We start from the raw sequence: 12,532 nt of genomic DNA, 5'->3' as shown, positions 1-12,532 counted from the left end.
GTTGTCGAGCAATCATTTAGCTTTTTGGAATACTTTTAGTATAGCAAAGAAAGTAGGAAATAGGCAGCTAAGAAGGATTAGTTGGTTTTATTAGAAAAGATTAGTAAAATTAATCTTGAGTTAGCGGATTAATTATAGGTAAGGAGGAGTTGGATGAAGATCAAAGGAGTCAATCGAGTAGATTTACCAACACTTTTTGTCATTGGTAAAGAAGGACGTGGTTTGGCAGAAGAAGGCGCATCTTGGGTCCCGTTATTATGGGATCAAGTGAATGTTCATTTTGAGGAATTGACTGAGGTTTTAAACGATCAAGAAATCAATGAACTACATTTGTGGGGATTGATGAGTGATGGTCAAGACTGGTTAGCGCCTTGGCAAGAAGAAGGACGCTACTTAGCAGGCGTCCAAGTACCTGAAACGATCGAAGCTCCTGAAGGGTGGGTTCGTTGGGAATTGCCGCCTATGAGTTATTTGACAGTGATGGCTAGTGCAGAAAAAATCGAAGCAGCGACAAATTTAATGTTGGGTGAAATTTTTCCCTTAGAGAAAGTGACTCTTGCCGGAGCGATTCAGGAGCACTACTTGCCGCATTTTGCAGAAGGTGAAGTAGAGTTGTACTTTCCTTTTACAGCACAATAAAAAACTTTCGACAGTCGTCGAAAGTTTTTTATTTGTTTTTAGTTAAATAGCTGAGTCGTTTTTTGCCAAACCGAGTCAGCTGTTTGAACAATAACTTGCCAGATTGAATTAGCTGTTTGAGCAGTAACTTTCCAAATTGAATTAGCTGAATGAACCACTTTTCGCCAGATTAATTCCGAGGTAGAGGCTTTTTCTACTGCTTTTGTGGTGATAAGTTCTGTTGAAGCACCTTCGTTTGCTTGAACGTAACCAAGTGTGTCTTGAGTCAATGAGACGGTAACATGACCAATTTTCTCACTCTTATAAACGGGCGCACTAATTGCCGCATTGTCTAATAATGAGTGATTTAGAGTCGTTTTAAAGGTCAGATTTTTCGGATCCATGTCTTTTCGGATCCATAGTCGTACAGTCGATTCCATAGCTAAAGGGACTGTTTTTTGTTTGCCGTCAGTAACAGCCAATTCTTTTTGATCACTTGGTGCTTGACCTGCGACCATGATATCTTGTTGGCTCCAATTATTCAGACAGTAATCCATCAATTTACTCGTTTCAACATACCGAGCATTCTCATCTTTTTCCTGATCAGTAGCCTTTAAGATCACTGTGATCACTCGACGCCCATCTTTTTGGATTGTTCCAACAAAACACGCTCCTGCCAGATCAGTGGTTCCAGTTTTCAGACCATCGACACCAGCTTTGTAATTTGGCCCATCAAATAACATGACGTTCCAGTTTTTCATTTCATCAGGGTGAGTCGTATTTGGAGCGAATTTCTTTTCTTTGATCTTAGAAACCTCTAAAACTTCAGGAAAATCTTTGATCAAGTGCTGTGCTACGATGGCTACATCACGAGCAGACATCAAGTTTTCATCATTTTTTTGAGTCCCAGGATAAATCTGATCTTCTAAAAATACATTGCTCAAACCAGAAGAGTTGATGATAGTCGCGTCTTTGATATCCCATTTGATCAATTGCTCGCGCATCTGATCAACAAAGGTGTGCTCATTGCCTGCAATCAATTCTGCTAAAGCAACAGCGCAAGCATTAGCCGATTGGACAATCAGAGCTTCAAATAAATCTCTGACGGTGTATTTCTGTCCTTGGACTAAAGTTACGTTAGATAAATCAGGGACGGTACTTAATTTTTCAGCATAGGCTGAGATTGGTACTTCTTGTTCCCAAGTAATTTTTTGCTGTTTAATCGCATCTAAAACAAGGTAGGCCGTGATTGTTTTAGTAATCGATGCAATGCCTTTTGGGGTATCTCCGTTCTGATTAAAAAAGACTTTCCCTGAATCAGCATCAATAGCAAATCCCGCATCTGCCTTGACTGTGAATTCGTCTGCAGCTTGAGCGGTGATTCCTATGAGACTTTGGAAAAAAAGCACCAGCACAACCAAAATAAGAGGGAATCTGTTCTTTTTATTCATCGATACGCTCCTTTATTTCTATTAACCTTGAAAGTTTAGCAAAATCATTAGCTAAATTCAAGAAAGCACAAGAAAACACCAGAGTTTCTTAAAATTTCAAACTCTGGTGTTGAATTTTTAATGAATAGTTAGTTAAAAACCGCGTCCACCGCCGCCAAAGGTTCCGCCGCCGCTGGAATTTGTCGTACTACCGCCACCGCCGTTATGTTTGGAAGGTCTGGGGATTCGCCGTGTCGTAACAAAAGAATTGACGAGTTGATCTTGTCGTTCGGTCAGATCCAATTGAGCGTTTTGCCGGTAAGGATAACGATATGTTCCGATTTTTAATTGGTAGCGCAAACGAATAAAAAGAAAGAATCCGACTGCTGCAATTGTTGCAACGATCAAACTGATTGTCAATTCCAACCAAGTGATTGACTTGTAATAAGTGATTTTCCCAGTTTCTTCATCGATACGATAAGAGCCACTTGGGATACCGGCGTCTACGAATTTTTGAATATTGGTCAAATAATCCGAGGCTGCTTGAGAGTAATCTCCGACTCTCATGGCAGCTTCTACATCGTCTAAAAGTTGTTCACGCCGTTTATCCGTCACATAATCGATCATATTGCCAGAGGTCGTTAAATAAATTTCTCGCTGATTCATATCTAATAAAAGTAAAGCGCCATTATTATTTTTACCAACACGGGCCATCAATTGTTCATTGGCAAAAGTTCGAGGTTCTTCGGTGTTGTTATTTGTGGTGAGGATAAAGATCTCACCTTTGATTTGTTGATTGATTGCATCAGCTTGATTTGAAAGTTCTGTTCGTTCTGTTGGTGTCAGTAAATTCGCTTGATCATCTATGGTGTTTGAAGCAGCAAAAACTTTCAGTGGAAAAAATAGTGCTAGAAAACCAATAAATAAAAGTATTTTTTTCATATAAAATACCCCACGATCAAAGCAATAATCAATAATACGAAAAAGATTCCACCTGAAAACAAACCTAAACGTTTGTTGCTGATCGGCAATACCCCGCTGACTTTGCCAGTTTGACCATTCATAGCATAATAATAAGTTTTATTGGCTGAATCCTGGTAGGTCACCAACCAGACAGGAAGCAGCATATAGTGATTGTCCTGTTTTTCGACAGTAACTGACTGATTGTTTGGGGTGAATGTCGTATAGCCAGCAATCGTATCACGCAATAAGTCTTTGGTGTATTCAGTTAATTCATGGTCAATCTGCTCTGCAAGTTCCGTGATTTCGATATCACGTTTTTCTGCTTGGAAACCGGCTAGATATTCTGTATGGAAATCAACTGCTTGATCAATCGGAAAGGGTTGAACCCCTTCGACCATTTTCTGTTGGAGATTTTTAGTCAAAGCATTTTTGGTCAGCTGATGGATCTTTGCTTTTCCTTGTCGAAAAATCTGATAAACTTTTGTTTCAGTATATTCGATGTCTCCAACAACCCAAACTCGTAGAGAAGTGCCTTTACCGGTCAAAGATCCTGCAGTTTCAGCGTCAACTACCCAATAAGGAAAGTAAACGCCGGTCATTTTTTCAATCTGTTGCTCGTTGAAAAAATCTTTTGGAACAAACCGTTTTTTTTGAGACCAAGTTAAAAAGTCATCGACTGCTTTTTTTCGATCGATTTTAAAAGGCAGGACTTTATTAGGTAAAAACGCGCCGGTTAGACGGCCTGATAACACGACGGGATTATGACAAAAGTAACAATAAGTTGCAGCGGTCGTGTGATCTGTAACAATTTGAGCGCCGCAGCTTGGGCAAAGGAACAAATCAACGTCTTTAGCTCTGTCTGTTTCGGAGCTAGTTGCTTCTGCAGTTGTTTTTTCTTTTGCTTCAAATTGTTCAATGTCTTCCACTGTAAAAATACTTAAACAATAATCACAATGAAATTTTTGATCACTTGGATTGAATGTTAAAGGACCGCCGCAATTGGGACAATGATGTGTTAGTACATCTGCCATTTGCAGATCCTCCTATTTCGTAAAAATTCGATGTTTGTCACCGCTATTTTTTAGTCTAACGGAACTGCTTTGAATGGTTTGCCGCAATGGGGACAAAATTTTGGAACACCATTAGTTAAGTCCACTACTTCGTTACACTCACTGCATTTCATTTGGATTTTTGCTGCTGTTGCAGGAGCAGGCTTGGGCTCACCACAGTTGCTGCAGAATTTGCCTGTATTTTCTTCACCGCATGTTGGACAAGTCCATTGTTCTGCTGATTTTTGGTTCGCGTGCTGATTTTGTTGGATTTGCTGCTGGTTGCTTTGTGAAGCTTGATTGAGAAAATCCCCGCCGGCATTCATTCCCATTCCCATGCCGAAGAAACCAGTAGCGGCCCCCACCGAATTTTTACCAGCAGATTCCATTCCGCGAGCAACAGAACCTTGAACGTATCCTTCTCGCACGCCTGGATCGCCCAACATGGCACCTTCATTGCGCATGTTAATCAGTTTTGTAGAATCATCAGTATAAGAAATGCTCGCAACAGCGACTGAAACGATTTCCATCCCGCGTAATTCTCGCCAGCTGTCATCTAAGGCTTCGGATAAATAGTTACTCAATTCCAGACTTTTCGATGGAACGTAAGAGATGCGCTGACCGTCAGCAGACATTTGATTGATCGCTGCTTGCAGGCCTGTCAAAAACTCTTGTAAATATTGTTCGTTGATATCACTGATATCGACTTGATTCATATTCCGTGGAATCGCATTAGCAAAAAATAAAATTGGGTTCGTGACTTTGATGGAATATGTACCGTGGGCTCGTAAGAATAGCTCTGCATTGTAAAAGTTATCAAAATAATTTAGCGGCGTACTCGTCCCAAATTTGATTCCCTTGATTTCTTGTAAATTAATATAAAAAACTTGTTGTTTTTGAGGCGTGACACCGCCAAATTTGAAACGACTGAAGGTTTCAGCAACGGCTTCTTTTAACGAACCATTGAACATCGATGGTGCGGAATTATTTTCCACCGTGTAATAACCTTCTTCAGCGGTGTAGTCAATGATTTTTCCTCCATCAACTAAAAGCATCATCATATTTGGATAGACATGGATGACTGAACCATCCGTAATGACATCACTTGTTCCTTTTTTATTGCTGCCGCGTTTATCATTTTGCCGCACTGCAACACCTTTTGTCATGACGGTATTTTGTCCCATATCGGCTGGTTCGATAATTTCTAACCATTGATCGGCTAGACCACCGCCAAGACTGCTTGTTGCTGCTTTAAATAGACCCATGAATATCCCTCCATAAAAACGTTTTTTTCATTATACCATAGAGCGTTTTTGAACTAGAAAGGATACAATTATACAGATTAAGAGACGCTAAACAATTAGCTTTAACAATTGGTTTTTATAGTTTTTTTGCAAAAAATCACGTATAATAAAAAGCAGTGATTTTGAAAGAAAAGAGGAGAATTATGGCATATCAAGCACTTTACCGCGTTTGGCGCTCACAACGGTTTGATGACTTAGTCGGACAAGAAGCAATCACAAAGACGTTGAAAAATGCGATCCAACAACAGAAAACGTCTCATGCTTATCTGTTTACCGGTCCCCGCGGAACAGGAAAAACTAGTGCGGCAAAAATTTTTGCCAAAGCCATCAATTGTCCTAACAGTGTTGACGGGGAACCTTGCAATGAATGTGAGATGTGTCGTTCAATCACCGAAGGACGCCAAGAAGATGTGATCGAGATTGATGCGGCGAGTAATAATGGCGTAGAAGAAATCCGATTTATTCGTGAGCGCGCCAACTATGCACCGACTGCGGCTAAATATAAAGTATATATTATTGATGAAGTCCATATGCTTTCTACTGGGGCTTTCAACGCATTGCTAAAAACGTTAGAAGAACCTAAAGAACATGTGATTTTCGTCTTAGCGACCACTGAGCCGCACAAGATTCCAGCGACGATTATTTCACGAACGCAACGCTTTGATTTCAAACGAATCGATGTTCCAGCGATTATTGGACGGATGGCTTATATTTTGGAACAAAGCAACCAGACTTATGAAGAACAAGCCTTGTCTGTCATTGCACGCGCAGCAGAAGGTGGAATGCGGGATGCATTGAGTATTTTAGATCAAGCAATTTCTTTTAGTAATGAAACAATCACTTTAGCCGATGCGCTAGCAGTGACAGGAAGTTTGACTACTGAGATGATGGATGATTTTATTAGTGCTTGTCTGAAACAAGATGTCAGCAATGCTTTGGAGATTTTAGAGAATATGTTGGCAGAAGGTAAAGAAGCGCGGCGTTTAACAGAAGATTTATTGCTGTATTGTCGCGATTTGCTGATTTATCAACAAGCACCGCAACTTTTAGCCACTCAAGCTGTCTATGTGACAGATACATTCAAACAATTAGCTAAGGATACCGCCTCTGAACGATTATATATTATGATCAAAATTTTAAGCGAGACGCAAAATGAGATTCGTTTTACGAATCACGCCAATGTTTATTTGGAAGTTGCAACCGTGAAATTAGCGACAACATCCCCAGCTGAAACAGGAAAAAATCCGGCAGCAGATTCAGCTGCAACTGCATCGACACAAGCAGTGGATCAATCGGAATTAGTAACATTAAGACAGCAAGTCCAACAACTGCAAACTGAGATGCAGCAATTAAAAGCAAACCCAACTGTTGAAAAAGAAGAACATAAAACAGCACCAAAAAAACACACTAGCAGTTATCGAGTGCCGACTGAGCGTGTGTATCAAGTGTTAAGTGAAGCGACAAAAGAGCATCTATTAAGTGTAAAAAATATTTGGGAAGATTTATTGATGGCACTGCCAGTCACACAGCGAGCTATGTTAAAAGCCAGTGAGCCGGTAGCAGCCGGTCCTGAGTTGATGTTGATTGCTTTTGATTATGAGATTGTTTGTCAACGAGCAGATGGCAGTGATGAATTGCGCTTGAATATGCAAAACAGTTTAAGTATGATAATCAGAGATTATACACCTGAATTCGTTTTTATTACCCGTGAAAGCTGGCCTCGGTTGCGCCAAGCATTTGTCAGTCAGCAACATGGGCACTCTGTAGCAAAAGAAGCGGAGACAGAAAACAAGCTGGTACCAGAAGAAACCAACGAGGTCGTTGAACAAGCAAAAAGTCTATTTGGCGATTTAGTAACTATAAAAAATGATTAAAGAGTAAGGAGCAAATAAGAAAATGATGCGTGGAATGGGAAATATGCAAGGCATGATGAAACAAATGCAAAAAATGCAAAAAGAGATGGTTAAAGCTCAGGATGAATTGAATGCAAAAGAATTCACTGGAAGTTCAACCAATGATTTGGTCACAGTAACATTCACTGGTGATAAAAAAATGCAGGCAATGACGATCAACCCTGAATTGATTGATCCAGAAGATCCTGAAATGCTGCAAGACATGATTGTCTTAGCAGTCAATGACGCAATTACAAAAATTACAAAAGAGACAGATCAAACAATGGGGAAATATACAAAGGGACTTCCTGGAATGTAAGCGACTTTGTTCAGAGAGGATGAACAGAAATGCAATATCCAGAACCGATTGCTAAACTGATTGAAAGTTATATGAAATTGCCGGGTATCGGACAAAAGACTGCGACTCGTTTGGCCTTTTTCACGATTGATATGAAAGATGAAGCAGTCAATGAATTTGCACGTTCATTGATTAGTGTCAAACGTGATCTTCGATTTTGTAGCGTGTGTGGAAATATCACAGAGGAAGATCCCTGTGATATTTGTTCAGATACTACTCGTGACCGCAGTACGATTTTAGTTGTGGAAGAACCTAAGGATGTTATGTCGCTGGAAAAAGTTCGTGAATATCACGGTCTGTATCATGTACTTCATGGGGTATTGTCACCGATGGAAGGGACTGGACCAGAAGACATCAATATCGCACCTTTAATCAAACGTCTGCATGATGATGAAATCAAAGAAGTCATTATTGCGACAAATGCCACGACAGAAGGTGAAGCCACTGCGATGTATCTGTCACGTCTGATCAAACCGGCTGGGATCAAAGTGACGCGATTAGCCCATGGATTATCCGTCGGTAGCGATATCGAATATGCTGATGAGATTACCTTGTTAAAAGCAGTGGAAGGACGCCGTGAATTATAAATATTTCGCGGTGTTTTTTTAAAGATAGATGAGAGCATAATGATTTTGGAGGACAAAAACGTGAGTGGATTATTTATTACGATTGAAGGACCAGATGGCGCGGGTAAAACCAGTGTGCTGGATGAGCTATATCCTAGATTACAATTAACGGCGAAAAGAGCTATCGTCAAAACAAGAGAACCTGGAGGCATCCCGATCGCTGAAAAAATTCGTCACGTGATCCTTGATCCCGGCAATGATCAAATGGATGATCGAACAGAAGCGTTGCTATACGCAGCTGCACGGCGGCAGCATCTTGTCGAAAAAGTATGGCCGGCACTTGAAGCGGATCAAATCGTTTTGTGTGATCGTTTTACCGACAGTTCGCTAGCTTATCAAGGTGCTGGTCGCAAGATCGGTATCGAAGAAGTGGCTAAGCTCAATGAGTTTGCGGTGGAAGGGACAATTCCAGATGTTACGCTTTATTTAGACATTGATTCAGATACCGGGTTGCAACGAATCATGAAGAATCGGACCAATCAAATTGACCGTTTGGACTCAGAAGGGTTACAATTTCATCAGAGGGTACGTCATGCGTATTTAAAATTGGTAGACGCAAATCCCGATCGAATTATAAAAATCGACGCTCGGAAACGTTTAGACGAAGTCGTGAGAGATTGTTTTTACGAGTTGTTGACGCGTTATCCAAACTATTTTCAATCATGAGAGGTGGCCAACTATGAAACTTATTTTAGCAATCGTTCAAGACAAAGATTCTAACCGCTTAGCCAATGAATTTATTGACGCCAATATTCGAGCAACAAAACTTTCTTCCACTGGTGGCTTTTTGAAAGCAGGCAATAGCACATTTATCATTGGGATTGAGGATGAACGTGTGGAAGATGCTTTGGCATTGATCAAAGAAACTTGCCAAGCACGAACACAATATGTTACAACACCTGTGACATTAGACATCTCTTTAGACGGACAAGTCCCTTATCCGGTTGAAGTTGAAGTCGGCGGCGCAACCGTCTTTGTCTTACCAGTCGAAGGCTTCCATCAATATTAAGATGAACGAAGCGCAAAAACTTCAGACAATTCAGCCAATCGTTTTTCGCCAACTACAAAACAGTTTTGAGCATGGGCGTTTGGCCCATGCTTATCTTTTTGAAGGAGACCAAGGGACTGGCAAGGCTGAATTGGCGTTATGGTTTGTAAAACACCTATTCTGTTTGGCATTGCAAGATGGAATGCCTTGTGAAAAATGCAATAATTGTCTGCGGATTGCTAGTAAAGATCATCCCGATGTAGTCGAGATTGAACCGGATGGCCAGTCTATTAAAGTCGATCAGATCCGTGCTTTGCAAGGTGAGTTAGCCAAAAGCGGTTTTGAATCTGCGAAGAAGGTCGTGATCATTCATCAAGCAGAGAAAATGAATGTAAGCTCAGCAAACAGCTTATTAAAATTTTTAGAAGAACCGCCAGCTAATTTTATGATTATTTTAGAGACCCAATCGTTAGGGAAAATCTTGCCAACGATTCGCTCCCGTTGTCAGATCATCCATTTCCAAGGTCTGTCTACCAAACGGTTGCAGGCTCGATTAGAAGCAGAACAAATCCCAGCAAAAACGGCGGAACTCTTAGCAAATTTAACAAATAGTTATGGAAAAGCTGTTGAAATATCAAAAGATGAATGGTTTAATGAAGCTAGAGATGCTGTTATTCAATGGTTTAATTATCTCGAAAAAAATGATCCGCAAGCGTTTATCTATGTTCAAAAAAAATTGGTGAAGACGTTTAAAGATAAAATACAACAACAATTTGCTTTTGAGTTGTTGGCATATTTTGTGAAAGAAAAACGCAATCAAGTGATGGGACAGAAACAGTCAGGTTTAGAAAATTACAACCGCTTGTTAGAAGAAGTCTTATCAGCCAGTCAGAAACTAGAAGCGAACGTGTCATTTCAAAATATCGCAGAACAAATAACGTTGCACATCGTTTTTGCTTAACGTTATTTAAGAGAGTAGGGAAAACCATGGTTGAAGTTGTGGGTGTTCGTTTTCGTGACGCTGGCCGTATCTATTATTATGCGCCAGGTAAAAACGAATATTTTTATAATGATAAAGTCTTGGTCGAGTCACAGCAGGCGCACCAGATTGCGACAGTGGCAATTCCAAAAATAGAGATCTCAAAAAAAGATCTGTCTGATGACTTAAAAAATATTTTACATAAAGCTTCAGACAAAGAATTACAAAAAGTAGCGCAAAATGAAGCAGATGCGGAGGCAGCGTTTAAAACTGCCAAAGAAAAAATCCGTGTTCATAACTTAGAGATGAAATTAATCCAAGTGGAGTATACGTATGATCGCAGTAAAATGATCTTTTATTTCACTGCTGATGGCCGCATAGATTTTCGTGAGTTGGTCAAAGATTTGGCGGGAATTTTCCGTACGCGGATCGAGTTGCGCCAAATCGGTGTGCGGGATGAAGCCAAGATTCTCGGTGGTATCGGACCCTGTGGTCGGCCGTTATGTTGTTCGACTTTTTTAGGCGACTTTATTCCTGTTTCTATCAAAATGGCAAAAGAACAAGGATTATCATTGAATCCAACAAAGATTTCCGGACTTTGCGGCCGTTTGATGTGTTGTTTGAAATATGAAAATAGTGAGTATGAATCGGCTAAAAAAGCGATGCCTGACTATGGAAAAGAGATTAACACACCGGAAGGACGAGGAAAAGTGATCGGCTTGAACTTACTAAGTCAAGTTGTGAAAGTTCGATTGTTCGGTCGTGATGCAACAGTTGATTTTGATTTTCAAGAATTAGTTGAAGCAGGTGATCTGGCATGATGGATCGTCGTTCTTTGTATGATGGCTTGAATCAATTAGAACAAGACATGCATAAAAATCTTGAAGATCTAGTCACGATGAAAGAGACATTGCTGGAACTCGTTGAAAAAAATACCACATTAGAAATGGAAAATGAACGCTTGCGGGAACGCATTCGTGCCATTGATGAAAAAAAATCCCCCGTCTTAGATGAACGACAAGAATTATCGGAATCTCGATTAAATCTTGAAAAAATATACGAAGATGGCTTTCACGTTTGCAATTTACTCTACGGTTCTAGACGGGAGCAAGACGAACCTTGTGCGTTTTGTTTAGATGTCATCTATCGCGAGAGCAAGCAAAAGTAACCGTTGTGACAAAAAGTATTGCTTCTAAAATACTGTTTATTTCAAAAAGTGGGTATGACAACTTGTCACACCTGCTTTTTTTGTAAGTTTCTTGATCTAAGAACACCAATTGATTAGATAAAGGGAGACAAAATAAATCACAGGAAAAGAGGGAAAACAGCTGTGAAGATCCAAAAAAGTTTTGCACAAGATGTCGGCACATTATACTTAGTCCCAACGCCAATCGGCAATTTAGAAGATATGACGTTTCGGGCAGTCAAAACGTTGCAGACGGTTGAATTGATCGCCAGTGAAGATACACGCAATACACAGAAGTTATTGAATCATTTTGAAATTAAGGTACCGCAAAAAAGCTTACACGAACATAATTACAATGAAAGAATCCCAGAATTAGTAGCATTTTTAAAAAATGGCAACTCAATCGCACAAGTTAGCGATGCCGGGATGCCATCGATCAGCGATCCAGGCCATGAATTTGTTGTAGCGTGTATTGAAGAAGATATCCCAGTTGTTGCGCTGCCAGGTGCTACAGCGGGAATGACCGCACTGATTGCTTCAGGCTTATTGCCGCAACCCTTTTATTTCTATGGTTTTTTACAACGAAAAAAAAATAGCCAGAAAAAAGAGTTGACTGACTTAAAAAACCAAACAGCGACAATGATATTTTATGAATCTCCTCACCGAGTAAAAGAGACCCTCAAAAATATTTTAGAGATTTTTGGCAATCGTGAGGTAGTGGTCTGTCGGGAATTAACGAAAGTGTACGAAGAATACTTGCGAGGAACTGCAGAAGAACTGATTATGTACGTAACAGAGCACCCATTAAAAGGTGAGTGCTGTTTGCTAGTCTCTGGTGCTGAGGAAGTTGAAAAAGAAGAAGTTTTTGAAGGAACATTGAAAGAACAAGTAGAAACATTAATCTTAGCTGGTCAATCTTCGAAAGAAGCAATCAAATCAATCGCAAAACGACATGGATTGAAAAAACAAGAAGTGTACAAAGAATACCACGAATTATAGCAGGAGAACTTCTTCCTGCTTTTTTCGTGTGAACTTTTATAACACAAAAAGTTATTAAATTAGAAAAAGATGATAAAAACTGCTTAAAACACTTTTTTAATTTTAATTTAATGTTAGAATACATAACATAAATAGAATGG

General features: G+C 39.9%; 14 protein-coding genes. 10 read left to right on the top strand and 4 right to left on the bottom strand.

Annotation, left to right across the window (positions count from 1 at the left end; all coding sequences use genetic code 11):
• Nucleotides 1-153: 153 nt before the first annotated feature.
• Nucleotides 154-639, top strand: a complete 486-nt coding sequence (locus tag P7D84_RS00645; RefSeq protein WP_311801209.1) for a GyrI-like domain-containing protein — start codon at nucleotides 154-156, stop codon at nucleotides 637-639.
• A gap of 38 nt (nucleotides 640-677) precedes the next feature.
• On the opposite strand, the gene P7D84_RS00640 is transcribed toward P7D84_RS00645, so the two are convergent.
• The 4 genes from P7D84_RS00640 to P7D84_RS00625 form a co-directional block, all read right to left on the bottom strand.
• Nucleotides 678-2,069 (bottom strand): serine hydrolase, encoded by a 1,392-nt coding sequence (locus P7D84_RS00640; RefSeq protein ID WP_311804676.1) that lies wholly within the window; start codon nucleotides 2,067-2,069, stop codon nucleotides 678-680.
• 132 nt (nucleotides 2,070-2,201) lie between these two features.
• Nucleotides 2,202-2,990 carry a TPM domain-containing protein gene (locus P7D84_RS00635; protein ID WP_311804675.1) on the bottom strand — a complete coding sequence of 263 codons (789 nt, stop codon included), beginning with the start codon at nucleotides 2,988-2,990 and terminating at the stop codon, nucleotides 2,202-2,204.
• The gene (locus tag P7D84_RS00630; RefSeq protein ID WP_311804674.1) at nucleotides 2,987-4,042 is read right to left on the bottom strand and encodes a TFIIB-type zinc ribbon-containing protein; all 1,056 of its coding nucleotides are present in this window, start codon (nucleotides 4,040-4,042) and stop codon (nucleotides 2,987-2,989) included. Before P7D84_RS00630 ends, P7D84_RS00635 begins: the two co-directional genes overlap by 4 nt.
• 50 nt (nucleotides 4,043-4,092) lie before the next feature.
• Nucleotides 4,093-5,325: an SPFH domain-containing protein gene (locus tag P7D84_RS00625; RefSeq protein ID WP_311804673.1), complete on the bottom strand. Its 1,233-nt coding sequence runs from the start codon at nucleotides 5,323-5,325 to the stop codon at nucleotides 4,093-4,095.
• A 182-nt stretch (nucleotides 5,326-5,507) separates the two neighbouring features.
• Here P7D84_RS00625 and dnaX point away from each other — a divergent pair, with 182 nt between their 5' ends.
• From dnaX to rsmI, 9 genes are all read left to right on the top strand, one after another.
• Nucleotides 5,508-7,238, top strand: coding sequence for a DNA polymerase III subunit gamma/tau (dnaX, locus tag P7D84_RS00620; RefSeq protein WP_311804672.1), 1,731 nt, complete (start codon nucleotides 5,508-5,510; stop codon nucleotides 7,236-7,238).
• Nucleotides 7,239-7,260: 22 nt separating this feature from the next.
• On the top strand, nucleotides 7,261-7,575 hold the full coding sequence (locus tag P7D84_RS00615) for a YbaB/EbfC family nucleoid-associated protein (RefSeq protein ID WP_137602927.1): 315 nt from the start codon (nucleotides 7,261-7,263) through the stop codon (nucleotides 7,573-7,575).
• Nucleotides 7,576-7,604: 29 nt separating this feature from the next.
• The gene (gene recR, locus P7D84_RS00610) at nucleotides 7,605-8,201 is read left to right on the top strand and encodes a recombination mediator RecR (protein ID WP_137602928.1); all 597 of its coding nucleotides are present in this window, start codon (nucleotides 7,605-7,607) and stop codon (nucleotides 8,199-8,201) included.
• Nucleotides 8,202-8,261: 60 nt separating this feature from the next.
• Nucleotides 8,262-8,906 carry a dTMP kinase gene (gene tmk, locus P7D84_RS00605; RefSeq protein ID WP_311804671.1) on the top strand — a complete coding sequence of 215 codons (645 nt, stop codon included), beginning with the start codon at nucleotides 8,262-8,264 and terminating at the stop codon, nucleotides 8,904-8,906.
• Nucleotides 8,907-8,919: 13 nt separating this feature from the next.
• Nucleotides 8,920-9,249, top strand: a complete 330-nt coding sequence (darA, locus tag P7D84_RS00600; protein ID WP_010740793.1) for a cyclic di-AMP receptor DarA — start codon at nucleotides 8,920-8,922, stop codon at nucleotides 9,247-9,249.
• 1 nt (nucleotide 9,250) lies between these two features.
• On the top strand, nucleotides 9,251-10,189 hold the full coding sequence (holB, locus tag P7D84_RS00595; protein WP_311804670.1) for a DNA polymerase III subunit delta': 939 nt from the start codon (nucleotides 9,251-9,253) through the stop codon (nucleotides 10,187-10,189).
• A gap of 26 nt (nucleotides 10,190-10,215) precedes the next feature.
• Entirely contained in the window at nucleotides 10,216-11,028 is an 813-nt protein-coding gene (locus tag P7D84_RS00590) for a PSP1 domain-containing protein (RefSeq protein ID WP_137602931.1), read from the top strand.
• Complete coding sequence (locus P7D84_RS00585) at nucleotides 11,028-11,375, top strand: DNA replication initiation control protein YabA (protein WP_170999753.1); 348 nt, start codon at nucleotides 11,028-11,030, stop codon at nucleotides 11,373-11,375. The genes P7D84_RS00590 and P7D84_RS00585 overlap by 1 nt, the downstream gene beginning before the upstream one ends.
• Nucleotides 11,376-11,537: 162 nt before the next feature.
• Complete coding sequence (rsmI, locus tag P7D84_RS00580; protein ID WP_137602933.1) at nucleotides 11,538-12,392, top strand: 16S rRNA (cytidine(1402)-2'-O)-methyltransferase; 855 nt, start codon at nucleotides 11,538-11,540, stop codon at nucleotides 12,390-12,392.
• Nucleotides 12,393-12,532 lie beyond the last annotated feature (140 nt).

It is taken from the genome of Enterococcus dongliensis (genome assembly GCF_031927985.1).
Classification (GTDB): Bacteria; Bacillota; Bacilli; order Lactobacillales; family Enterococcaceae; genus Enterococcus_A; species Enterococcus_A dongliensis.
This window is presented reverse-complemented; position numbering and strand designations above follow the sequence as displayed.

What these genes read in the sequence shown, in the direction of transcription:
- P7D84_RS00630 (WP_311804674.1), bottom strand. Translation starts at nt 4,042, where the DNA reads ATGGCAGATGTACTAACACATCATTGTCCCAATTGCGGCGGTCCTTTA.
- P7D84_RS00585 (WP_170999753.1), top strand. Translation starts at nt 11,028, where the DNA reads ATGGATCGTCGTTCTTTGTATGATGGCTTGAATCAATTAGAACAAGAC.
- holB (WP_311804670.1), top strand. Translation starts at nt 9,251, where the DNA reads ATGAACGAAGCGCAAAAACTTCAGACAATTCAGCCAATCGTTTTTCGC.
- P7D84_RS00615 (WP_137602927.1), top strand. Translation starts at nt 7,261, where the DNA reads ATGATGCGTGGAATGGGAAATATGCAAGGCATGATGAAACAAATGCAA.
- P7D84_RS00635 (WP_311804675.1), bottom strand. Translation starts at nt 2,990, where the DNA reads ATGAAAAAAATACTTTTATTTATTGGTTTTCTAGCACTATTTTTTCCA.
- dnaX (WP_311804672.1), top strand. Translation starts at nt 5,508, where the DNA reads ATGGCATATCAAGCACTTTACCGCGTTTGGCGCTCACAACGGTTTGAT.
- P7D84_RS00625 (WP_311804673.1), bottom strand. Translation starts at nt 5,325, where the DNA reads ATGGGTCTATTTAAAGCAGCAACAAGCAGTCTTGGCGGTGGTCTAGCC.
- recR (WP_137602928.1), top strand. Translation starts at nt 7,605, where the DNA reads ATGCAATATCCAGAACCGATTGCTAAACTGATTGAAAGTTATATGAAA.
- P7D84_RS00590 (WP_137602931.1), top strand. Translation starts at nt 10,216, where the DNA reads ATGGTTGAAGTTGTGGGTGTTCGTTTTCGTGACGCTGGCCGTATCTAT.
- P7D84_RS00645 (WP_311801209.1), top strand. Translation starts at nt 154, where the DNA reads ATGAAGATCAAAGGAGTCAATCGAGTAGATTTACCAACACTTTTTGTC.
- darA (WP_010740793.1), top strand. Translation starts at nt 8,920, where the DNA reads ATGAAACTTATTTTAGCAATCGTTCAAGACAAAGATTCTAACCGCTTA.
- P7D84_RS00640 (WP_311804676.1), bottom strand. Translation starts at nt 2,069, where the DNA reads ATGAATAAAAAGAACAGATTCCCTCTTATTTTGGTTGTGCTGGTGCTT.